Genomic DNA, 23,996 nt, shown 5'->3' with positions numbered 1-23,996 from the left:
AGTTTTTTGTGGGTCTATGTCAACTGTAGTGGGTGACGAAAAGCTAATATCTAAAGACAGTCTGGTAGTAAAAAATAAGATTATTTACTACTTCTTGATTTAAAATAATAGTGGAGCCATTAATTTGTGGCAAATTTAATTTAATATTTTGCCTCAAATTAGCCACACTTTTTATAGAACTAAGAGGAAAAATGAAATTTTCTTCCTATTAATATAGTTGTTTGAAATCTTAAATATAGCGTTTTGGAATGGCAACAGTTTTTTTGACAAATTTTATAAGGTGCAGAACTTCTTTCCGTATGCTATTCCGATTGTCCTTGACAATGAGCCTCCTCGGATGTGACGATCTTCGGCAGGAGCTAACAGTTAAAGTTAGACTGCCTCGCTAGCGTTAGCACATCCGAGCTCATTATCAAGGATTCGCTGCGCCAATCTCTGGTTACGGTAACCAACCGGTGTCTCGTAGCCAAGTGTACCGTGCAACCGAAGGTGGTTCCACCAATTGACATAGTCAAATAACTCCAAATCCAATTGTTGTAAGGTTTCAAATGTGTATTGATAGACAAATTCTACTTTCAACGACTTATAAGTTGATTCAGCTACGGCATTATCAAAAGGACAGCCTTTATGACTCAATGATCGATTGATGTCAAAAGTTGTTAATAATTCATCAATAGCTTGGTTATCAAACTCTTTTCCACGATCAGTATGAAAAATCTCAACCTCTGTCAGAGGTTGTTTGATACGGCTAAATGCTTTTTTTACTAGAACGGCATCTTTATGTTCTCCACAAGAATAGCCGAGAATTTCTCGATTGAACAGATCCAAAATGAAACAGACATAATTCCATTTTTTCCCGACTCGTACATAAGTCAAGTCTGTTACGATCGCTTCTAATGGGTTGTCTCTTAAGAATTTACGATTCAATACGTTTGTCGTTTTGGCTTCATTGCAAGTAGAATGATGTACTTTAAAATAAGCAACAGTATAGCTCGATTTTAATCCTCTATTTTTCATGATTCTACTAATTTTTCGTCGGCTGATCTGAATGCCTCGTTTTGATAAGGCTTTTTTTATTTTTCTTGAGCCGTAGGCCTTTCGGCTGCGGATAAATTCTTCAGCGACTACTTCTTCAAGTTCTGATTCGTCTTTCTTTGGTTTTGATTGATAATAATAGGACTGACGTGATAGACCTAATATTCTGCACATCGCTGATATAGGGTAAAGATGCTTATTCGCATCGATTACTTGTCTCTTCGTCCGAATATCAGCGCTGCTTGCTTTAAAATATCATTTTCCATTTCTAATTGCTGGTTTCTTTTACGTAGTTCTAACAATTCTTTTTGTTCAGGCGTAAGATTATCTTTTTCTTTGAATGAACCACTCGTTTTAGATTGCTTTACCCATTTGTCAAATGCTGAAGCCGTTAGTTCATATTCTCGAATGATTTCTACACGTGGCTTTCCATCTAAGTAAAGATTGACGATTTGTTGCTTGAATTCTTGTGAAAAAGTTCTTCGTGTTCTCTTAGACATAAAAATTCCTCCTGGTATGTTTTCTTCTAGTCTACACACCTTAATTTTTCTGTCTAGTTAATTGTAGCCTATCCAAAAGTAAGGAATTACAAAAAGAGAAAGAAGAGAAGGAAGAATGAAAAAGGTATTATTTGCGGTTAGTTTAGTTGTTAATATAGCACTAGCAGGAGGATTATTTTATACCATTACAGAAATGAATAAGCTTGATGACCAACGGGAAAGCTTAGCAATCAGTAACGAACAATACAAAAGGAAGCTAGATGAAGCTAGCAGCACCAACGTGGACACTCAAGAAGCCGTAGAATCCTCTACAATTGTTTATAGCAATGAATCCAGTGAAACCCTAACAAATTCGGAAAGAAGCACAGCTCCAGCTACAGAAACTGTTTCTCAAAAAGCTACTATAACAATAGGAAGTAAAGTATTCACGTTTATAGTAAATGGCTTGACAATAGAACACGATTCTAGCAGAACAGGAAAAATGACCGAGCTTTCTCATGAGTTTCCAGTGATTGTTACTACTCCTAGTGCTACCCTTAACGGTATATTGGTGCAAGACAACAATGATAATAATTGCTATATAATGGTAGACGGTCAAACTCTATACAGAGGAACATACCAATAAATTTTGAGTCTTAATATGACTGATATTTATAAAAAATTCCTGATATTAGAACAAGAATACGCTGTCTTCAAATGTATAATATTACAATAGCACGATATAGCAATATTGTTATATCGTGTTTCATAATAATTAAGAGCTTTAAAATTAGTATTTATTAGATACTTAAACGCTATTTTAGTATTGATAAATTGTTACCAGCAACAAAAAAGAAGTTACTTAGTGCTAACTTTTGAGCAACTGCTAGAGGAGGTAGGATATGGCTAATTATCCTGTAATTTTTATTGTATTTTCTAGAAATGTAATTATTCTCTTAAACATTCCAGCATATCCAAGTATATAGAAAATTTACGTTTTCTATATAGTTGGATTTGAATTATAGCTATTTGTAATTTACTTCAATTATTTCGCTATAGCAGCTAATAACCCTATAAAGACACATACAGTAACTCCTTAAATGGGCTGCGTATGTGTCTTTATAGTGTTGATCACTTCATATTTTAGTTGATCGAAATCCTTATCATACGTAGCAATATATACCGCTAAATTTACAGCATCTTTTTGATCAATAGCTAAAAGCTGTCCATTGATTTTCAAAAAGACAAAAGTAGCTAAGAAAGCAGTACGTTTATTTGCATTGTGAAAAGGATGTTTCTTTATCAATTGTATAAGTAGGATAGCTGCTTTTTCATAAATCGAAGGATAAACCTCTTCACCAAAAGCTGAGGCTCGAAGTTGCCCTACACACATTTCTAAAGCATTCGCATCCTTTACACCAAGGGGTTCATTAGGAGAGTATTTTTTTATTTGGATTACATTCATTTTTATAATATCTTTGGCTTCTAGGTAATGAATACTCATTTATCGACAAGCTCTCTAAAAGTAGTATCATATTCAGTTAATGCTTGAGATATTGCTAAATCAATTTCATCAGATAAGGCTTGTTTTTTTGTAATTGCCGCTCGAAGTTTTTCTTCATCTAAAAAAACCGTATCTCCGGGATTTAACCCATTTTCTTTAAGAAACTCCTTTGAAATAGTTAATACTACTGAGTTCCCCACTTCCCTAAATTTTCTTTCTTTAATTGCCATAGTCTTCTCCCTCCTTTTTCTTTGTATATACAGTATATACGCTTGTTGATTTTAAATCAAGCATAGTCCCTCTCATGTCTAACTCTATAGAAAGATTGTTCTTTCTATATAATTAATTAAGAAAATTCAAAAAATTTAGATTGCTCCCTTCTATTTCCTTCCCTATTTATGTATACCATTTATTTTAAATTACGCCGATTGTAAAATTAAGCTAGACAACTAAAAAAAGTCATTTGTGCTACACTCAAAATAGTTCCGACGAAAGAATTATAAGGAGTGAGTACAAATGACCTATAACCATCTTACACCAACTGAACTCGTAATGATAGAAGCTTATTTCAATCAATCACAACCTGTTTCAAAAGTAGCCAATCTGTTACAACGTTCTCGACAAACTATTTATAAGGTCTATCGTTTTCTTAAATCTGGTGGAAGCGCAATGAGCTACTATAAACAATATAAGAAAAACAAACGTAACTGCGGAAGACATCCGATTGTTTTACCTGATGAGCAACAGGAATACATTCAAAAAAAGGTTGTTCAAGGGTGGGCTCCTGATGTCCTTATTGGTCGAGCAGAGTTTCCTATTGCTTGTTCGGTACGCACACTGTATCGAATGTTTAAAGATAAAACCTTTGACACTCACGATTTACCAATGAAGGGAAAAAGAAAACCAAACGGTCATAAAGAAAAAAGAGGAAAACAAGGGTTTCGCCGGTCAATCCGAGACAGAAAGACAGACTATACCCAGTTTGATCATGAATTTGGTCACCTGGAAGGTGACACTATCGTGGGTGGAAAACATAAAAGCGCGGTCATCACATTAGTTGAACGGCTATCTAAAGTCATCATTACCTTGAAACCCGAAGGCAGACAGGCTAAAGACATTGAAAATAGGCTGAATCAATGGTTTCGTTGTGTCCCAAAAAACTTATTTAAATCCATCACATTTGATTGTGGAAAAGAATTCTCAAATTGGAAAAAGATTAGTAATACCAACGATATTTCAATTTATTTTGCGGATCCAGGAACACCTTCTCAACGAGGATTGAATGAACATTCAAATGGCTTATTACGTAAAGATGGTTTGTATAAAGCTATGGATTTTAATGGTGTATCTGAAACCTTTATCCAATCGGTGGCATCGAAACGAAATCATATTCCTAGAAAATCATTACACTATCGGACACCAATGGAAGTATTTTTGAGTTACGTCACAAAAGATGATTTGTCTAACTTAATTTGACAAACGAAATTATTAAACGTATACCTGTTTATATGCTTTTTTTGAAACAAATTAATAAATTTTAGAGCATACCAATTGACAAAACATTCTATAATTGGTATAGTCCAATTATAGAGATACTCTTCTCCCCTACTTATTGAAAGGATGAATGACATGAAAAATACAGAAATATATCAAAAAATAGATACAATCATACTTCATATGCCCGATTATATAAAAGATTTTGTTCAAGATCGTGAGGATAAAGATCAATCACCTCGAACCACTTTAGAATATCTAAAAAATTATAAGCTCTTTTATGAATGGCTTCTGAGTGAGTCTATCGTTCCTGATACTTCTATCACCTCGATAAGACAGTTAACTGCCTATGACCTAAACTTGTACAAATCTCATTTGAAACGTCGCACAAAAGAAAATGTAAAAAAAGAGACAACAAAAACTAAGCTCAAAGATAATAATAACTTAGGTCTATCTACTTCTACTATCAATAGAAATATCACGGCATTAAAGGTTCTATTTAAATATCTTTCGAAAAGTTCCAATAATCCTCTAGGAAAACCATACTTAGACAATAATCCTATGGATCAAGTAGCAACCATCACAGATAAAACTACGTTAGCTGCACGTGCCAATGCCATTGAGAAAAAATTATTTCTAGATAAGGATACACAAAATTATCTAGATTATATTGCCAATGAATATAAAAATACTTTGAGTAAACGAGCTTTGATCTATTATCAACGAGATGTAGAAAGAGACCTGGCGATCAATGCACTGATTTTAGGATCTGGATTGAGACTCTCCGAGGTTATAAATATTAATTTAGATGACCTATCTTTAGATAAGAATAATGTGGTAGTAACTAGAAAAGGAAATAAAAGAGATGCTGTCAATATAGCAGCATTCGCAATGGAATATTTAGCTAATTATCTAGCTATTCGGAAAGAACGATATAAAGTAACAGAAAACGAAAAAGCTTTATTTCTAGCAATTTACCAAGGAGAAGCCAAGCGTATATCCGGTATTGCAATCGAACGGATGGTAGCAAAATATTCAAAAGGCTTTAGAATTCAAGTCAGCCCTCACAAACTGCGTCATACATTAGCTACTAGACTCTACCAACAGACAAATTCATTGGTATTAACTGCCCAACAATTGGGACATTCAAGTACCAATACAACAACTTTATATACCCATATAGACAATGCGGCTACGATCGATGCATTAAATGCTTTATGAGTATAATGTATAAATAGGCGGAAATAAGAAACAACACGCTAGAAAAGCCTGTATTATAGTTTTTCTAGTGTGTTTCTTTTGGTGTGATCCTACTTTTGTTTATCATTTATTTTTTATTATCGTAAATAGGTGTCGGTTTGATTTTAGAAAAATTAGTTTGGATATAATCTGTGGGATCATTTGTTATCTCTCTCAATGAATTTAGATACAAATGACCATAAGTTCCTAAAGTCGTTTGTACATCAGCATGTTTTAACCTTTCTTTAATTCGAAGTGCATCTTTTTATTGTGATATAAGCAAAGAAGCATGACTATGCCTTAATCCGTGTATGCGGATTATATGAACACCAACGATCGTTGCATGTCTTCTCATAATATGACGGATTGTATATTTCTGAGTAGGTGTTCCATTATAAGAAAGTACAAACGACATGCCTCCTATTGAAACTTGACGCTCCTTCCAAGCTTTTAAAAAGGTAATTGTATTGTCGTCTAGTTCGATTGTACGAATACTAGAAGCCGTTTCGGGTTCTACAAACTCATAGGTTTTGGCTCTCTTATAATAGAGTGTTTTATTCACACGCAAGTTTTTATTTTCAAAATCAATATCTTTCCAAGTTAATGCAGTGGCTTCTCCCAAACGCATAACGGTCATAAAAAGTAACCACATACAAATAAAACCAAAATGTTGGTACAAATCATCAATATAAAAAGTTGAAATAACTTTTGTAAATTCTTCTTTTGTCCAAAAATCAACTGTAGTTTTCCTTTTCTTCACATTTCCAATAACTTTTGCAGGATTTTTTTCAAGTAGTCCCAAAACAACTGCTCGATCTAATGACATCTGAAAAATCCCATACATGTTTCTTACATAAGAATTTTTATATTTGCTCAATAAATTATTTTGCCACTTTTGAATGTCAATTGGACGTATTTCTCTTAACTCCATTTTAAAGAAATAAGAAAAGTTTTTTTGATTGTAGATAACCGATTTTTATATGTTCTTTCTTCTACTTTCCCTTGATAATAAGGTAGGAATAATTTATAAAAAAACTCCTCAAACAACATAGTACTTTGAGAAGTTTCTGCTTCTTTTCCATAATTAGAAACAAGTTCGGTATACGCTTTTTTTCTTCTTTAACTGTTTTAACCCCTCTACGTTTTTTTGTACTCTTTTCCCTGTTCGTTTGTCGAATCCCAAACTAGCAGTAAAATGATATTTCCCATTTTTATCTTTTTTAAAATTAACCATGATTCTGAAAATCCTCCTCTACCTCTATCTTCATACCTAAAACTTCTTCTACAGATTCAACAGGTACTAGTCCTAATCTTCTATTTTCGTAATAGGTATAGCTTTTTGAAACCATAATTGCTTTTGCCTGTCGTATGATTCTCTCAGACTGATACTTCCCATAACCTAATTTCATTAATTCATTTTTTGTTATAACCACCATTTAACCACCACATTTTTTATTCAAATATAAAAAAGAACACTACTAAAAATAGTAGCGTTCCTGCATATTTTTATTCAAATTTAATCAGCTTTATAAATCTTTGTATACTTGCTCCTTAATACTCAAAAAATGCACATTAGAAATCTAATTCTAAAAAATATCACTAGTGTTGCATAAAACATTTTAGAATATTCTGAAAACTATTTCCTCTGAAAATAAGTCAAAAAAAACTGTGCTGACGCAGAGGATGACTTTTTCCAGAAAATTTTTTATCTGTTATTCAACTGAAAACCAAAAGTAACGAGCCAAATTTCTTTTTTCTCATGTGGGAATTAATTTTTCTAGACAACATTCAAAGGGCTGAAACAGTAAATAACGAAAGAATCGTTTGATTTGGAACACTGATTTTTCCGTTTTCGTCTCCAATTTGATGAGAAACGTGAGGAGAGCGGAAATCATCGTTAAAATCAATTGATTCTGCACGCCTTTTTCACTTTGAGAAAAGAAGGTTTTAATGGTCATGTGTTGTTTGATGTGCTTGAAAAACAATTCGATTTGCCAACGAGCGTGATACATATCAGAGATTTCTTTTGAAGAGACGTCCATTCGATTGGTGATAAATTGAAACACACGTCCGTTCTTATCTTGAACAGTGACTAGTCGGAAATTGGCGGTTAGATAGGTTTTAGATCCTAAACGAACCAGCTCGTCTCGTAGAATTTCTGTTTCTGGCGATGTTTCCAGAGTATCTATCACGTGAACTTTGGTGTTTTTTTTAATCCGAGTGACGAAGAAATAGCCATCCCAATGCATCTGATCCATCTTTTCAAAGTCCTAATACCCACGATCAAACACGTAAGTTGCCTCTGGTTGATTCACCAATACTGGTAGTTGATTGAGATCATGTTCATGGGCATTTGTTAAGGTAAAATCAGTTGGATACATCGTAGTATCGTCCATATAACAATAGTTTAAGTGTAACTTGACACCTGATTTTGTTTGACGGAAAGTCGCCCACTTATGACGTTTTAAACTAAGCGAAAACGTACTGGAATCAATCAGATACAGATGATTTCGCTTGGTTGGTTTGATTTGATGTTGAACTTTTTCTAACAGTTGTTGAAAAATTTCTTCTAACACTTTAGGTTCAAGTGCATTAAATGCTCGAGACAATTGGGTATGACTAATCGATGACACATCGGTTTCTAGTTGGAGCGATCGGTCGATAAGAGCTGTACTCAAATCACGCAAACTTTCTTTTTCTTCATTAACTGCGTAGAGAAAGAGCTTGAGCACAGCTTCAAAAGACAGTTTTTTACGATACGAATTGTAATCAAAAATACATTTTTGGGAGTTGACAGAAAGTTTTCCTAATTTTATGGCAGAAAACCATTTATTAAATGCTGTATTTGTTTTATACTTATCCATGTATGAGTCCTTTTTATTGGTCTTGGATAAGTCATCCAAGTGCTAGTATAAAGGATTTTTTGTTCTATGGAATAGGTTAAAATTTTAATGCAACACTAGTGAAAATTTTTATATCTTTAGACTCAATGATAAATTCTTTCGTATCCAAGTTAGCCGTTAATGTTGCACTATCACTACCGTTTTTATTTTTACGTGTAATCACTATTTCTGATTCTGATGGCGTTGCTACTTCAATCGTTCCATCCAAATCAAACGCCGCAGATTCATTTCTAAATTTTAAAAGTGCAAATAATTGTTGAATCACTGGCCGTTGCACTTCTTCTTCAATTTCGGCTAAATCATAGTAATGACGATTAATATTACGCCCTTCTTTCGTTGCTTCCAACAGTTCAATATCATTTTTTCCTGCTAATAACCCAACGTAATAAATTTGTGGAATCCCTGGCGCAAATACTTGAATCGCACGTGCTAACAGATAGCTACGGTCATTATCGCCTAATGCACTATAATAGGTGCTGTTAATTTGATAAATATCTAAATTATTGTAATTGGCACTTGAATAGACCTTCTTCACATTCGCCCCGACTTTATACAATTCCTCAGAGGTGTAATCCAATTCTTCATCTGTTAATAAATCACGAGCGTCCACAACACCAATTCCATCATGCGTATCCAATGTTGTAAACTGCTTCATCGGACTCATTTTCAACCAATTGGCTAAACGTTCTGATTTTCCACTATAAAGTGAATACAGAGTGACCATTGGCAAGGCGAAGTCATAGATATAATAATCATGATTGGCAATTTTCATTTGAATGGAATAATGCTCATGGATTTCTGGTAATAATTCGACGTCATATTTCGCTGCTTCTTGACGCACTTCGTCTAAAAGTTCCCAAATATCTGGTTCCACGAAGAAATCATTGGTATCTAATTTTTTAATCGCATAAGCAAACGCATCTAATCGAATTAAAGAACAGCCATGGTTCGCCATATCTTTGATGGTTTCTCGAATAAATTCTTTCACAACTTCTTTGGTCACATCTAAATCAATTTGTTCTTCCCCAAAGGTATTCCAAACCTCTTCTGTCGTACCATCCGCAAATTCTACCGTTTGAAACGGCGCTTTGTCTTTACGCTTGTAGATTAAATCAATATCTTCTTGTGTTGGTCGATTTTCTGGGAAAAATTCATGAATACGGATAAACATTTCTTTGTATGGTGACTGCTCATGGTTTTTTTTGAAATCTTGGAAAAATTTTGATTCACGAGAAATGTGATTAATCATAAAATCAAACATCAAATAATAATCTTCACCTAATGCTTCCACATCTTCCCATGTTCCAAGAGCTGGATCAACTGTCGTATAATCACTCGGCGCAAAGCCTCGATCACCTGTCGATGGAAAAAAAGGCAACAGATGTACACCACCAATAACACCTTGTAAATGTTTGTCTAAGACTTGTTTTAATTCGCCCATGTTTTTTCCTAAACTATCTGCATAGGTGATGAGCATTGCTTCGTTTTTAATTTTCATAATTGTCCTCCATAATTAGCTAATACAATACTTTCAAACGGTCGTAAACGCAATTTTCGACTTTGATCTAATAAAACATCTTCATAATTATTGATTAATACTTGTTGGTACTGTTCATCTACATAATATTCTTGTTCTGTTGCTGTAACGTTTAAGATAACTAATACGATTTTATCTTCTAATTGGCGTTCATAAAGCAAAATATGTTCATTTTTATCTTTCACTGGTAGAAATTGTCCGTAGATTAGCACGTCTTTGTATACACTATTTTTTCTTAATTTAATTAATTGATGATAATAATTGAATACCGACTGTTGATTGGTTAACTGAGCTTCTGCATTGAGTTCTGGATAATTAGGATTTACTTTTAACCATACATTATCAGAAGTTGAGAATCTGGCATTTTTTTGCGTATTCCATTGCATAGGTGTGCGAGAATTATCCCGACTTCGTTTATTGACAGCTTTCAATGCTTGCTCTGGTGCCAATCCATATTCTAATGCCCGTTTATACTGAGAATGCGTAGCTACATCATCAAAATCTTCTAATGATGCCATTTCTATGTTGGTCATTCCTAGTTCTTGTCCTTGATAAATAAAAGGGGTACCTCTTAGTAACATAAAAAGCGTCGCCAACATTTTTTTACTATAATCATTGATCCATTCTTCTGGAATATATTTATTAATTGAACGTGGTTGATCGTGGTTTTCTAAATATAAGGCGCCCCAACCTTTATCTTGCGTAACTAATTGATTCGTAAAAATATTGGTACGCATATCCGTCCATGTCCATTGGCTATCTTTAAACCATTCACCAGTTTCAGGTACATCAATATCCGTATAACTAAAATCAAAAACCATCGAATAATAGCCATCTTCACCAATATATTCATCTAAACGTTCATTAGGAACATCGGCTTCTGCTACCGTCATACTATTATGTGGTTTAAATGTCCGCTCTCTCATTTCTTTTAACCACACTTCAATGCCCGACTGATTAAGAATCCAGGGCCCAATGAAGGCTAACCCATCTTCTCCATCAGATTCAAAGATGCCATACTCTAGTTTTTTTTTGATGTTTAATATCGCATCGATTCTAAATCCGCCTAGTCCTTTATCTAACCAATAGTTAATCATTGCATAGATTTCTTCACGTACTTCTTCATTTTCCCAATTCAAATCAGGCTGCTTTTTAGTAAATGCGTGTAAATAAAACATATTTTCTTCGTTTGGAATGAGTCTCTTTTGGTGTTGCACTTATATTGTAAATTCAAGCTACTATATCTGTTTCAAATAAAAGCGTTGTGTCGCATAATCACCATGTAGTTCTGAGTCAATATAAAAACCGAGATTCATCAATTCATCGCCAGCAAATGTTACATCTTCCATTTGATAAGTTGCTTCTTCTGCTAATCCTGCTAATTTCAATGTGACTAATGGATGCGCAGCTTCTGCTAATACTCGGAAATAAAAGACCATGGCTTCTGTTTGGTCTTTTGAGACAAACATCCATGCAGTATCATTGCCTTCAAACGGACTTTCCAAGCGATAAAAAGTTCCATATTGCAAAAGTTGGCGATGCTTTTTATAAAAGGCAACTTGTTCTTTAATTTCTGCTTTTTCTTCAGAAGTTAATTGCGTTAGATCTAGCTCATAACCAAAAACACCAGCCATCGCAGCATTGCCACGAATAGTTAAACTCGTTTCTCTTCCTGTTTGATGATTTGGGACTGCTGAAACATGCGCACCCATACTTGAAATTGGATACACTAAGCTGGTTCCATATTGAATTTTCAGACGAGCCACGGCATCGGTATTGTCGCTCGTCCAAGTTTGTGGCATGTAATACAAGAAACCTGCATCAAAACGACCGCCTCCACCCGAACAACTTTCAAATAAAATAGTTGGATAATTCGTTGTTAACTTTTCTAAAAATTCATATAACCCTAACATATAACGATGAGCCACTTCACCTTGCATCGTTGAGTCCAACAAGACAGAATAGACTTCTGTCATATTTCGATTCATATCCCACTTCACATAATCAATCGGTACACGATCAAAAATCGCCGTCATTTGTTGATAGATATTATCACGAACATCTTGTCTTGAAAAATCAAGAACATATTGATTTCGACTAATTGAGCGGTCACGACCTGGAATACCCAATGCCCAATCTGGATGTGCTCGAAATAGTTCACTATCTTCAGAAATCATTTCCGGTTCAAACCAAATCCCAAATTTCATCCCGTTATCATGCACTTGCTTGGCTAAATTTTCCAAACCACAAGCAAGTTTGCCTTCTGTTTCAACCCAATCACCTAATGAAGTGAAGTCATTTTCACGACCGCCAAACCAACCATCATCTAAAACAAACATTTCAATGCCCAAGTTCTTCGCATCATCGACAATATTCATGATTTTTTCTTCGTTAAAATCAAAATACGTTGCTTCCCAGTTGTTGATTAACGTGGGACGTTCTTTTAAACGATAGTTTCCACGAATTAAACGGTGATTATACAATTCATGATACGTCTGTGATAACGTATTCAGACCTTCATTACTATAAACCATCACGACTTCTGGCGTTTGAAATGAGTCGCCAGTTTTTAGTTGCCAACCAAAATTAAATGAATTAATTCCCATAATGACCCGTGTTTGGTCAAATGGATCTTTTTGAATCACCGTTTCGTGATTACCGCTATAAACTAAATTAAATCCATATGCCTCTCCTTGAAATTCATCTGTTTTGGCATCTACTAAAGCAACAAACGGATTTTGTTGATGGCTGCTTGATCCGCGTTTACTATCTAATACTTTTATCCCTGTATGAATTTTTTCTCTAGTCATTTGACGTTCTCTTGCCCAGGTACCATTTAAATGAATTAACTCGAGTGGACGATTTGGAAAATCAATTGATTGACTAGCTAAGCGGTTAATCTCCACTGTTTCATCACTATTATTTACTAATTGCGTAGAACGAATAATTACACTGTGATTTTGATAAATTGTGTAGAACAACTGTAAAGTCAATCCACTAATCGCGTCTTTCAATTGAATAATCAGCGTTTCAGCTTCATCATCATCTTCCGTATATAAGGCTGGCAATCCCGCTAAGCTGGGCTTTCCTTTTTGAATTTCGTAGCTATCATAACGAAAATCATTTACACGACTACCGTTTCCTAATTTAATATTATGCGCCGGTTCTCTAAAATCACCATGTCCATATCCTGGAAATTCTAATGGTAATGTGTCTAAAGATAATAAACGATCTTGCGCATTTGCATTGTTGGGTGAGAAGGAACGATCTGTTCGGGGGTAGCGATACCCACCAGAATAGTGCGTAATCTTTTTTCCAAAATAAAGATGCGTTAAATAATTATTTTCTTCGATTCCTAATAGATAGCTAATTTTTTTATTTTGTAAATGAAATGTTTGTGTGTGATTGTCAAATATAATCATAAGTTTATGAACTCCTTTATAATGAGAATAATTTATTGGTTATTTCACTGCTCCATTGCTCATTCCAGCTATAATACTTCTTTGGAAAGCAAGATAAACTAGTGTAATCGTGACAATTCCTACTGTATAGGAAGCAAAACTTGGACCATAGTCGTTAAAATATTGTCCCGTATAATTATATTGAAACAATGGTAGTGTCCACATATTAGAATCACGATTTAAAATTAATAATGGTAGCATGAAATCATTCCAAAACCATAGAGCATTAAGAATAATAGTCGTCGCATGCATTGGTTTTAACATTGGGAAAACAATTTTGAAATAAGTTGTAAAGTGACTAGCCCCATCAATTTCAGCAGCCTCATCCAGACTGATAGGCACATTTAGTTTAATAAAACCAACATATAAAAATAGTGTCTGTGGTACGGCATAAGTGAGATAGAGTAAGATTAATCCCCACATATTTGCTAAACCAATTTTACTCATCATAACGGTAATCGGAATCATAATTACTTGGAAAGGAACAAAAATTCCTAAAATTAAAAATAAATACATCAATCCGTATGCTTTCCCACGAGTCATTTTTCTTGCTAGTGAATAAGCAGCCATAGGAATAATTGCTGTCACAGCAACTACTGCAATGATTGTGATGATTGCCGAATTCCAAAAGTAATGACCAATTCCATCCGCTAACAATCTTCGGAAATTTTCCAAAGTCGCTGGATTAGGAAAACGAAAGAAATTATTCATAATATCGGGTGTTGTTTTAAATGAACCGAATAGCGTTGAAACTAAGGGAACTAAAATCATGAAGCCCCCTAATAATAAAAGCAAGTATTTAGAAATATTTTTTTCTTTTGATGTTTTCATTGGGAAACCTCCTAGATTTCAAATTTTTTCGATAATTTTAATTGTGCCAGTGAAACAATCCCAATTAAGATAAATAAGACTAAAGCAATAGCATTCGCATAACCAAACTGATTGTTTTTAAAAGCATAATTATAAACAAGTAACCCCAAAGATGTTGTGGCATCGCTTGGTCCACCACCAGTTAAAGCAAAAATTTGATCAAATGCTGTTAAGCCACCTTTTAATGCCATAATAAATACCATTGAAATACTTGGTAATAAGTAGGTGATTTCAATATTCCAAAAAATTTGCTTATCATTCGCCCCATCCATTCTAGCAGCTTCAATAATTTCTTGTGGAATACTTTGAAAACCCGCTAAGAAAATGATGACTGGCATGGCAATTCCTTGCCAAAGTAAAACAAAAATTACTGCAAAAATCGCTCCCCATGTTGTTCCTAAAAGACTGGTTTGTAAAAATTCAATGCCTAACATACTACCAATTTTTGGTAAACCATAGTTAAAAATTTGTTTAAATACTAAAGAAACAACCACGCCCGATAAGACCGCTGGAAAAAAGAACCATGCTCTAAAGAATGTTTTCCCTTTAATATTTGCGTTCAACGCCCGCGCAATCAAAATACCAAAACCAATTTGTCCAGCAATCATGCAAAGCGTCACAATTAAAGTGAAGCCAATCGATTTGATAAACTTCGGATCAGAAAAAAGAATCTTATAATTGTTCAAACCCACAAAATCAAAATTATAAGTCAGACCAGTCCAATTAGTTAAACTGTAAAAAGCACCTTGAACCATTGGAAAGTAGAAAAAAATCATCTGCAAAATAATTGGAATTGCTACAAAAATGATTGCCCAGTAACGATTTAAAATTTCTTTTATTTTCATTTTATTTTCCTACCTTCCGTCAGCTTTCATTGGATTAAAGAAAGCATTTAATGCGTTAATCATGGCTTTTTGATTGCCATTGTGTAAATAATTTGTTGTTAAGGTATAAAAATCATTTTCACTATTCCAATCTTTGGCTAACCAAACTAAATGACGATCAGTAAAAGCAAGTTCAGTTAAACCACTTAATGGTGAATCCTGAGTATTCTCGATAACGCCCTCAACAGCACACGGTGCACCATCTACATCATAATATTTCTGCATCGCTTCAGGTGTTGTCATATATTCTACAAAACGTTTGGCTTCTTCTTTATGTTGAGAAGTTGCAGAAACTGATAAGGCTAGGTCTCCTGCGCCAATCGTTAGACTTTGACCTGCTTCATCTGCTGGAAAAGGAAAAGTTCCTACTTCAAAATCTGGATTTTGTGAATGAATCATCGGCATTGCCCATGAACCATTCGGCATAATCAACGCATCACCTTTTGTAAAAGTAACTACTGTATCGTTATAACCGGCACCTTGCCAGTTGTTTTGCAAAGCTTTTGGTTCTCTTAACAAATCTAATCGATTAAAATCTTTTTGCATTTCTTTGCTTTCAGCATTAATTCCATTAACTTCTGAGAAACGCCAAACATTGTTCGCTTCCTCTTCACCACCAGCAGCAGTCGCTATAGCTAGTTGGTGATAACCATTTAAAGTCCAGCCTTCTGCTCCTGCAATCGCAAACGGTACTTTGTTTTGATCTTTAATCTCAGCTACTATTTTTTCAAATTCTGCCCAAGTTTCTGGTGCTTGAATCCCCATTTCCTCAAAAGCAGTTTTGTTATAGTAAAAACCATAGACATTAGCGGTTAATGGTATGCTATATACACGATCCTCAATAGCAAAACGTTGTGCATATCCATTTTTGATATTCTCTAAATACGGTTCTTCGGTTAAGTCCTCTAAATAACCAGCTTTCGCCCATTCTTTCAATTCTATACTTTGAGGATAAAGATTAATGACATCTGGTACATCGCCTGCAAGCATACGTGTTTTAATTACTTCACCAGCATTCGGTACATCCACAACTTTTACATGAATATCAGGGTTTTTTGCTTCAAAATCTTTAGCAATCTCCTGAATCGTTTGAGTCATTTCTTTTTTTTGATTAAAAAACTCTATTTCTACCTTACCGCTTGCATCTTCCTGATTTTTTCCACAAGCAGTCAAAGAGATCGTTGCTCCTAGTGCTATACAAGCTAAAATAATTTTTTTAGACCACTTCATTTTATGCTCCTCCTTATACAATTTGAATGCGTTTTCTTTTTGTTAACACTAATGTAACTGTTTACTAAGTGTTTTGTCAATATTTTTACTAAATTTAACTAAGAAAAGAGTAAGGAATTGAAAATTCCTTACTCTTTCAGCTTCTTTTTAATTATATTCAGGTAAATAGTCCCCATGTGCTTCGATTAAATCATCCACTAAATTTTTGATATCTGTTAAAGACAATTCAGATGATAGATGTGGATCTAAATACGCTGCTTGATAAATTTTTGATTTATCTAGTGTTAAAGCGGCTTCTACTGTCAGTTCTTGAACATTGATATTCGTCCGATTTAAAGCAGCTAATTGTGTTGGCAATTCACCGACATAGGTTGGTTGCACGCCATTTTTATCGACTAAACAAGGTACTTCCACACAAACATCTGTCGGTAAGTTTGTGATTAAGCCTTTATTTAAGACATTTCCTGCAATCACTGACGGAGTTCCTGTCGTAATAGAATCCATGATATATGAAGCATATTCACGGCTTCTCGTATGTGTTAACTCCCCATTATTTACAATGTCCTCTCGCATGCTTTCCCAATCATTAATTTGTTGTTCACAACGACGTAAGTATTCATCCAACGGAATCCCTAATTCGTCAATCAATTCTGGGTATTTTGATTTAATAAAGTATGGATGGTATTCTGCATTGTGTTCACTTGATTCTGTAATATAGTAACCAAAACGTTTCAACAATTCAAAACGTACAGAATCTGGATGTGGATTTGGTTTTTCTGCAGCTAACTGACGAATTGTTGGATAGAAATCTTCCCCATTTTTTGTAATTTCCAACAAGAATGCCATATGATTAATGCCTGCAATTTTCCATTGAAAGTCATTTAAGTCATATTGATCGGCTATTCCTAAATGCTCAAACAATTCTGGTACGCATACTTGAACGCTATGACATAAACCAACAGTCTTAATACTCGTCGCTTTTAAAACACCCATGGTTAACATCGCCATCGGATTTGTATAGTTCAATAACCAAGCATTTGGACAAACTTCTTCCATTTCTTTAGCAAAGTCTAACATTACTGGTAGTGTCCGTAGGGTTCTAAAAATCCCACCAATCCCCATGGTGTCACCAATAGTTTGTCGCAACCCATATTTTTTAGGAATATCAAAATCAATCACTGTTGAAGGTTTATAACCACCCACTTGAATAGCATTGATAACAAAATCAGCCTCTCTTAACGCTTCTTTGCGATCATAATAAGAAACAATATCAGCACGATTTTCATTCGAATTTTTATTAATATTTTTAAGCATTAAATTTGATTCTTTTAGTCGTTTTTCATCAATATCGTACAATGCAATATGTGCATCTTGTAGACTTGGAGTTAACATCGCATCGCCTAATACGTTTTTTGCAAAAATAGTACTTCCTGCACCAATAAATGTAATTTTTGTCATGTACTTACTCTCCAATCACTAATTAATAGTTTTATAATTTACTACCTGTTGTAGCAATTCCTTCAATGAATTTTCTTTGGAAAACGATGAATATCACAACTATTGGCCAAATTGCTAATAACGAACCTGCCATTAATTGTGGGAAGTTCGTGGCATATTGTCCTTGTAAGTTTGCTAATCCCGGAGCTAAAGGCATCTTATCAATTGAAGTATTGACAATCAATGGCCACATTAAATCTTTAAATGCAAACAACGCTGTGAATATTCCAAGTGCAACCAATCCTGATTTAGCAAGCGGCAACATAATTTTGAAAAAGATCGTCCAAATATTGGCACCTTCTAAATAGGCCGCTTCCTCCAATTCATCAGGTAAACCTAAGAAAAATTGTCTTAATAAAAACGTACCAAACGCACTAACTACCCCTGGTAATATTAATGCTGGAATTGTATTTAAAATACCCAATTTTTGTGCTAATAAATACTGTGGAGTAATAAAAATGGAACCGGGAATCATCATTTGAATAAGTACTAAGCTGAAAAGGATATTTTTCCCTGGAAAACTTAGACGCGCACAAGCATATGCAGCCATTGCTGAAAATAAAACCGAGCCAATCACTCGTCCAACAACCATTAAAAATGTATTGATATAAAAAGCCATGAATGGTAATAAATCAAGTACTTGTTGATAGTTACTTAGCTGAAATTTCTCAGGGAAAATTGTAGGTGGAATTTGGGTAGATTCAACCAACGTTTTCCCTGAAGTTAAAATCATCCAAATAAAAGGTAATGCCATTGCAATACCACCTAAAATAAGCATGATATGGATTGGCGCATTTGAAAAAAATTTATTTTTCATAATTTGATAGCCTCCTTAATAGTTTACCCACTTTTTCTGCAACTTCATTTGAATTGCAGTAATAATTAATATAATCACTAAAAGGAACATAACGATTGCCGAACCATATCCCTTGTCATTTAAAATAAATGAATGTTTATAGAATAAATAGGCTAATGATTGTGATTTAAACATGGCGGTACTATTAGGAGTAATCATCATAAAAATAACATCAAATACTTGGAAAGCATTGATAACTGTTGTTACAACTACAAAAAATAATGTTGGTGTAACTAATGGTAACGTAATGTTGAAAAACTGCTGGATTGGACTAGCACCATCAATTTCCGCTGCTTCATAATAATCTTTAGGAATTTCTTATAAGCCGGCTAGTAATAACACCATGTTATAACCAATAGCACTCCAAACTCCTACAATGATAATAGAATAAATCGCAATCGATGGATCCGTTAACCATGCTGGTCCATCGAGACCTATTTTAGCCAACATGTTATTAATCAGTCCATAATCATTATTGAACATCCAGCGCCAAATCATTGCGACTGCGGATGGTGCAGCAACGACTGGTAGAAAATAAATTGTCCGATAAATCGACAATCCTTTAACTTTTCTATTCATTAAAACTGCCACCAACAAGGATAATACAACAATACTAGGTATCGAAACCACTGCATAAATTAATGTGTTTAATAAAGACTGAAAAACTTCACCGTCTGCAAACATTTTTTGGTAATTTCTTAATCCGACCCATTCAGTATCACCGAACCCTACCGTTTTTTGAAAACTTAAAATTGCTGTTTGAATTGCTGGCCATATATTTAATAAAATTAATCCTAATGCCGTTGGAAAAATAAAAATATAGCCCCATATCACTTGATCTTTACGATATTTTCCAAAAATTCGATTTTTCATAATATCCCCCTTTTTGGTATTCATCCATTAATATACAGACGAAATAGAATCCTTTCGCCTGTATATTGTATAATTAACTAATTTAATTTCCGCTCAATATCGCATTGACTTCTTTTTCAATTTGAGCGGTTCCATCTTCAACAGTTACTTCACCAGACAGAATACGGTTAATAATTTGAACTTCTGCTTGTTCAGCTCGTAATCCATCTTTATTGTATGGACGAGGGACTCCATACTCCAACATTTTTCCAAAAGCACTCAAATCAATTGTATCTGAAGAAGCAGCCCACTCGTCTTCAAAGCCTTTTAGTGCTGGGATTGATGCCCCCGTTTCCGCTTGGATTTTATTGGCGTCCTCACTAGCTAAAAATGCCATTAGTTTTTTCACTTCTTCTGGGTATTTTGTACTCGCACTGGCAGCCCAACCAAGTCCATTTGTAATTGTTGCATTAACTTTTCCCTTAGGTAACACGGCAGAAGCAACATTTTCAACTAGATAGTCATTTTTCAAAAATCCCGGTGCAAACCAGTTTCCTTCAATCATCATTGCTAATCTACCTGATTGAAAACGACTTAACTTATCAGGATCTTGTAATTCTGTAATTGTTGGTGAAGCATGATCAACAAGTGCAATATCTCGATAAAAAGCTAAAGCTTCTTGTGCTTCTGGGGTATTCAAACCTGATTTTGTATTGTCATCGGCAAATACTTCTCCCCCATTTTGATAAATAAATGGCCAGTAGCCAGTCTCTGTTCCAATATGTGATGCAAAACCATAGATGCCTTTTGATTCATCTGTTAAATCAATTGCAGCTTGTCTGAGTGTTTCCCATGTCCATGTTTCATCTGGATAATCGACACCTGCATTATCAAATAATTCTTTGTTGTACCATAGCCCCACTACAGAAGCATCTTTAGGGATTGCGTATAGTTCGTCTTCAAGCGTATAGAAATCAGCAATTCCTTCAGTAAAGTTTCCCATGTCAATATCATTTTCTTTGATAACATCATCAAGTCCCATCAAAGCATTCTGTGACATATATTTATAGGATTCGCTAGAGTGCATGGTTACTACATCTGGCATATTACCTCCCGTTGTTGCAGCTTCTAATTTAACCCAATATTGATCCCAAGGCGTTGTCTCCATTTCTACTTTGATATCAGGATTTTGTTTTTCAAATTCATCTAACATTTTTCTTAGTCCTGGAGCTTGGTCAGTATCTCAACTCGCATAGCTTAAAGTTACTTGCCCGTCTTTAGAATTACTATCTCCCCCACCACATGCTGCGAGTAATGTCCCAGTTAAAACAGCTATCCCTGTTAAAGCTATTTTTTTGAAATGTTTCATCTTAATTCCTCCTGTTTTGAATGCGTTTTCTTTTTGTTAACAACACCATAACTGTTTGCTTAATGTTTTGTCGAGATTTTTTACTAAAAATATTAGTAAACAAAAAAGTAAACACCCTTTTTTGGATGTTTACTTTTTTAATCGATATTTTTTTCACTTTCTCTAACAATAATATTATTAGAAACAATCACTTTGATCGAAACATTTCTAACTTCTTTTATTCGTTCATTAACCATGCGAACTGCTAGTTTTCCAATTTCTTCTGTATTCACATTCACCGTATTTAATGCAGGTGTTAAAAATTCAGCAACTTCAATATTATCAAAACTCACAATCGAAATATCTTCTGGAATATGTAGACCATTTTTTTGAAGTGAACGATAAACCCCCACAGCAATAGGATCATTTCCTACCATGATAGCAGTCGGCAACTTATCTTTAGCATGTTTTTTCAAAAGTAAATCTGCTGCCTGCATTCCGTCAAGTGTGGTCCAGCCTTCTAAATAAATTTGACTATATTTTTCTAATCCTTTTTGTTTCATCCACGTCTCATAGGCTATTTTTCGATAATCATCATCTGACACGTGTTTATTTCCTTGGCTATCTAAACGAACACGTCCTCCTCCGATAAACGCAATGTTTCGGTGTCCTTTTTTATACAATCGATCTAAATGCTGATTCGTTGCTTTTGTTAAATCAGTATAAACTGCATCTACTTCAGCTTCAATACTAGGGTCATCAATCACTACGACATTCGAATTAATTGCTGATACTTCTTCAATCACAGAAGATAGCACCTGCCCAATAATCAACACACCTTGACATTTTAGCAAATCGTCTTGCTCCAACGGTGTTTCTGACAAACGAATAATTTTCTTCAAATTGACTTTGCTTTGTTCTGCTTCGACTTGAATCCCTCTGCGAATCGTTCGAAAATAGGGATCTTCCAACTCATCTACTTCAGAAACTGTCGTTATTAATGCAATATTTGTTAAATTTTTTGCAACGGGACTTTTTTTGACATAATGATAAAAATTAACCGATTCTGCAATCTTTCGTTTGGTTTCATCGGTTACTGAAAGTGTCGGATCCTCATTTAGCACGCGCGATACTGTTGCAATGGACACACCCGCCCGTTTTGCAACATCCCTAATTCCTACCATAATAGCTCCTCTTTTCATATTTGAAAGTGTTTACTAACATATAATCATACATTTTGAAAATAAGCAAATTTCGTTAAAAATAGGCACTGTAATCATAATTAAAAACAAGAAAAAATATCCGAACAATTTAGAGTAAATAATGCTAATTCTAGTGAATTTGCGACGAGGAACTGCTAGATCACAGTTCATTCTCTCTATCGTTCGGATATTTTATTGTTAACTATACTTATTTCACAGAGCTTTTTTATTTGATTTTGTGAACAGAGTCTCGAGAAATCAATTCTCCCTCTAATAGTAGTACTTGATTTTTTATTTCTTCTTGTTTGGCCAGTCCAATCAGTTGGTGAAAAGCAATCGCCCCCTTGTTACCTGGATTTAGTCGTATTGTTGTCAACGCAGGATCCATTAATTCTGCAAAAGTAATATCATCAAATCCAATAATCGATAATTGTTCCATCACTCGTTTATTCTTATTTTTTAAAAATTTTACTAATTTAGCCGCTAAATAATCTCCAGTAACAACAATTGCAGTAAATTCAGCTAATTCTTGATAAATTCGCTCAAATTCAGAGTTGTTATATATCCAATGCGATTTAAAGGTTAAATGATATTTCTTTAATGTATCGATATAAGCTTGATGTCGTTCTTGAATAACACTTGGTTCACCTACAATGTAGTCAAAAGAAAGAAACGCTATTTTCTCATGACCATAATGAATCAAATGTTCCACTGCCAATGTACTAGCTTGGTAATCATTTGTATTTACAAATAAACGATTCATTTGTTGTTCAAGTTCTCTTAATGTCTCTTTTGAAAGATGCGTATCAATATAAACAACAGGACCATCAAAAACGTTATTTAATTCCAAAAATTCTTTTACACGTACACCAACAACAATGAACCCCTCAAAACGCCAATTTCTCTGAATAGTTTTAACATCTTCTGCTGAATTAACATTATGCACCAATACAAAATAACCATGATTCTTTGCCTGTTCCTCAATTCCAGACAAAACTTCTGCGGTAAATGGATCAGAAAATACAAAATCAGCATTATCAATAGCCGAAAAATAAAGCAATCCTATTAAAAATGCAATCGTCTTACCGATTCCCTGACAGACAGAACACATTCCACTAGGATCATTAAATGAATAAGCATTTGCATATCCTAAACTAGGTGTTGCAAAACATGAAAACAACACACGAAATAACGCATTGATGTTAGTAATCGTCCCTAACGTTGAGCGCGCACTGCCACCAATCTTCTTTTGATTGACCACAATCGCCGTAGAAAGATTATCAATCTCATCAACCTCTGGACGACTGTATTTAGGTAAAAATAAACGGGTAAAACTATCATAGGTGTCATTCAGTTGACGACCAGCTTCTTGGGTAATAGTATCAAAAACAATCGATGATTTTCCTGAACCAGATACGCTGGTAAAAATACTAATTTTATTTTTGGGAATTTTGAGACTGACATTTTTAAGTTGTTTCTCTTGCGTGGATAATTTCAATATACTCGTTCATTTGGTACTCCCCTTTATTTTGAAATAGTTGAGAATGTTTCAATGAGACACGGTATTTTTGGCAGATGTTTAGTTTACCTAGAAAGAGGTATAAA

The 23,996-nt window shown here is 34.4% G+C and carries 19 protein-coding genes and 5 pseudogenes; 3 read left to right on the top strand and 21 right to left on the bottom strand.

The window, feature by feature from the left end:
• Window positions 1–372: 372 nt before the first annotated feature.
• Window positions 373–1,535 (bottom strand): IS3 family transposase gene (locus ACIFUW_RS14605; protein WP_127824108.1). Its coding sequence is split into 2 segments (ribosomal slippage): window positions 373–1,259 and window positions 1,259–1,535, totalling 1,164 coding nucleotides; the frame shifts between segments, so codons are not numbered across the junction.
• A 115-nt stretch (window positions 1,536–1,650) separates the two neighbouring features.
• Here ACIFUW_RS14605 and ACIFUW_RS14600 point away from each other — a divergent pair.
• On the top strand, window positions 1,651–2,160 hold the full coding sequence (locus tag ACIFUW_RS14600; RefSeq protein WP_002295345.1) for a hypothetical protein: 510 nt from the start codon (window positions 1,651–1,653) through the stop codon (window positions 2,158–2,160).
• A 450-nt stretch (window positions 2,161–2,610) separates the two neighbouring features.
• On the opposite strand, the gene ACIFUW_RS14595 is transcribed toward ACIFUW_RS14600, so the two are convergent.
• Together ACIFUW_RS14595 and ACIFUW_RS14590 are read right to left on the bottom strand one after the other, a co-directional pair.
• Window positions 2,611–3,018: a type II toxin-antitoxin system death-on-curing family toxin gene (locus tag ACIFUW_RS14595; RefSeq protein WP_002329899.1), complete on the bottom strand. Its 408-nt coding sequence runs from the start codon at window positions 3,016–3,018 to the stop codon at window positions 2,611–2,613.
• Entirely contained in the window at window positions 3,015–3,248 is a 234-nt protein-coding gene (locus ACIFUW_RS14590; protein ID WP_002290351.1) for an addiction module antitoxin, read from the bottom strand. The genes ACIFUW_RS14595 and ACIFUW_RS14590 overlap by 4 nt, the downstream gene beginning before the upstream one ends.
• 286 nt (window positions 3,249–3,534) lie before the next feature.
• Here ACIFUW_RS14590 and ACIFUW_RS14585 point away from each other — a divergent pair, with 286 nt between their 5' ends.
• The gene (locus ACIFUW_RS14585) at window positions 3,535–4,494 is read left to right on the top strand and encodes an IS30 family transposase (RefSeq protein WP_002303350.1); all 960 of its coding nucleotides are present in this window, start codon (window positions 3,535–3,537) and stop codon (window positions 4,492–4,494) included.
• A 153-nt stretch (window positions 4,495–4,647) separates the two neighbouring features.
• A complete protein-coding gene (gene xerS, locus ACIFUW_RS14580; protein WP_002290352.1) occupies window positions 4,648–5,733 on the top strand; it encodes a tyrosine recombinase XerS in 1,086 nt (361 codons plus the stop codon).
• 178 nt (window positions 5,734–5,911) lie between these two features.
• Here xerS and ACIFUW_RS14575 read toward each other — a convergent pair.
• The 18 genes and pseudogenes from ACIFUW_RS14575 to ACIFUW_RS14490 form a co-directional block, all read right to left on the bottom strand.
• Window positions 5,912–6,682, bottom strand: a pseudogene (locus ACIFUW_RS14575) (site-specific integrase); the annotation flags it as partial.
• Window positions 6,683–6,835: 153 nt separating this feature from the next.
• Window positions 6,836–6,985 carry a hypothetical protein gene (locus ACIFUW_RS14570; RefSeq protein WP_002290356.1) on the bottom strand — a complete coding sequence of 50 codons (150 nt, stop codon included), beginning with the start codon at window positions 6,983–6,985 and terminating at the stop codon, window positions 6,836–6,838.
• On the bottom strand, window positions 6,978–7,187 hold the full coding sequence (locus tag ACIFUW_RS14565; RefSeq protein ID WP_002290357.1) for a DUF3173 domain-containing protein: 210 nt from the start codon (window positions 7,185–7,187) through the stop codon (window positions 6,978–6,980). The genes ACIFUW_RS14570 and ACIFUW_RS14565 overlap by 8 nt, the downstream gene beginning before the upstream one ends.
• Before the next feature lie 321 nt (window positions 7,188–7,508).
• Window positions 7,509–8,615, bottom strand: a pseudogene (locus tag ACIFUW_RS14560) (IS4 family transposase).
• Between the two features lie 76 nt (window positions 8,616–8,691).
• A complete protein-coding gene (gene gtfA / locus ACIFUW_RS14555; protein WP_002335326.1) occupies window positions 8,692–10,152 on the bottom strand; it encodes a sucrose phosphorylase in 1,461 nt (486 codons plus the stop codon).
• Window positions 10,149–11,369, bottom strand: coding sequence for an alpha-amylase family glycosyl hydrolase (locus tag ACIFUW_RS14550; RefSeq protein ID WP_002342361.1), 1,221 nt, complete (start codon window positions 11,367–11,369; stop codon window positions 10,149–10,151). The genes gtfA and ACIFUW_RS14550 overlap by 4 nt, the downstream gene beginning before the upstream one ends.
• Window positions 11,370–11,429: 60 nt before the next feature.
• On the bottom strand, window positions 11,430–13,613 hold the full coding sequence (locus ACIFUW_RS14545; RefSeq protein WP_002290367.1) for an alpha-galactosidase: 2,184 nt from the start codon (window positions 13,611–13,613) through the stop codon (window positions 11,430–11,432).
• A 39-nt stretch (window positions 13,614–13,652) separates the two neighbouring features.
• Window positions 13,653–14,483, bottom strand: coding sequence for a carbohydrate ABC transporter permease (locus ACIFUW_RS14540; RefSeq protein ID WP_002290368.1), 831 nt, complete (start codon window positions 14,481–14,483; stop codon window positions 13,653–13,655).
• Window positions 14,484–14,494: 11 nt separating this feature from the next.
• On the bottom strand, window positions 14,495–15,367 hold the full coding sequence (locus tag ACIFUW_RS14535; protein ID WP_002290370.1) for a carbohydrate ABC transporter permease: 873 nt from the start codon (window positions 15,365–15,367) through the stop codon (window positions 14,495–14,497).
• A 9-nt stretch (window positions 15,368–15,376) separates the two neighbouring features.
• Window positions 15,377–16,636, bottom strand: a complete 1,260-nt coding sequence (locus tag ACIFUW_RS14530) for an extracellular solute-binding protein (RefSeq protein ID WP_002290371.1) — start codon at window positions 16,634–16,636, stop codon at window positions 15,377–15,379.
• A 147-nt stretch (window positions 16,637–16,783) separates the two neighbouring features.
• Window positions 16,784–18,094, bottom strand: coding sequence for an alpha-glucosidase/alpha-galactosidase (gene melA / locus ACIFUW_RS14525; RefSeq protein WP_002329911.1), 1,311 nt, complete (start codon window positions 18,092–18,094; stop codon window positions 16,784–16,786).
• A gap of 31 nt (window positions 18,095–18,125) precedes the next feature.
• On the bottom strand, window positions 18,126–18,950 hold the full coding sequence (locus ACIFUW_RS14520; RefSeq protein WP_002350071.1) for a carbohydrate ABC transporter permease: 825 nt from the start codon (window positions 18,948–18,950) through the stop codon (window positions 18,126–18,128).
• A gap of 15 nt (window positions 18,951–18,965) precedes the next feature.
• Window positions 18,966–19,862: pseudogene (locus ACIFUW_RS14515) on the bottom strand (carbohydrate ABC transporter permease).
• Window positions 19,863–19,944: 82 nt separating this feature from the next.
• Window positions 19,945–21,060 (bottom strand): annotated as a pseudogene (locus tag ACIFUW_RS14510) (ABC transporter substrate-binding protein); the annotation flags it as partial.
• A gap of 24 nt (window positions 21,061–21,084) precedes the next feature.
• Window positions 21,085–21,210, bottom strand: coding sequence for a hypothetical protein (locus ACIFUW_RS14505; protein WP_002290377.1), 126 nt, complete (start codon window positions 21,208–21,210; stop codon window positions 21,085–21,087).
• Between the two features lie 137 nt (window positions 21,211–21,347).
• Window positions 21,348–22,373, bottom strand: a complete 1,026-nt coding sequence (locus ACIFUW_RS14500) for a LacI family DNA-binding transcriptional regulator (protein ID WP_002338088.1) — start codon at window positions 22,371–22,373, stop codon at window positions 21,348–21,350.
• Window positions 22,374–22,617: 244 nt separating this feature from the next.
• On the bottom strand, window positions 22,618–23,451 hold the full coding sequence (locus ACIFUW_RS14495; RefSeq protein ID WP_306297425.1) for a LacI family DNA-binding transcriptional regulator: 834 nt from the start codon (window positions 23,449–23,451) through the stop codon (window positions 22,618–22,620).
• A 3-nt stretch (window positions 23,452–23,454) separates the two neighbouring features.
• Window positions 23,455–23,902: pseudogene (locus tag ACIFUW_RS14490) on the bottom strand (substrate-binding domain-containing protein); the annotation flags it as partial.
• Window positions 23,903–23,996: the final 94 nt, after the last annotated feature.

Source organism: Enterococcus sp. PLH-Efm8 (assembly GCF_053011625.1).
The sequence above is the reverse complement of the archived record's forward strand: the minus strand, read 5'-3'. Positions and strand labels throughout refer to the sequence as shown.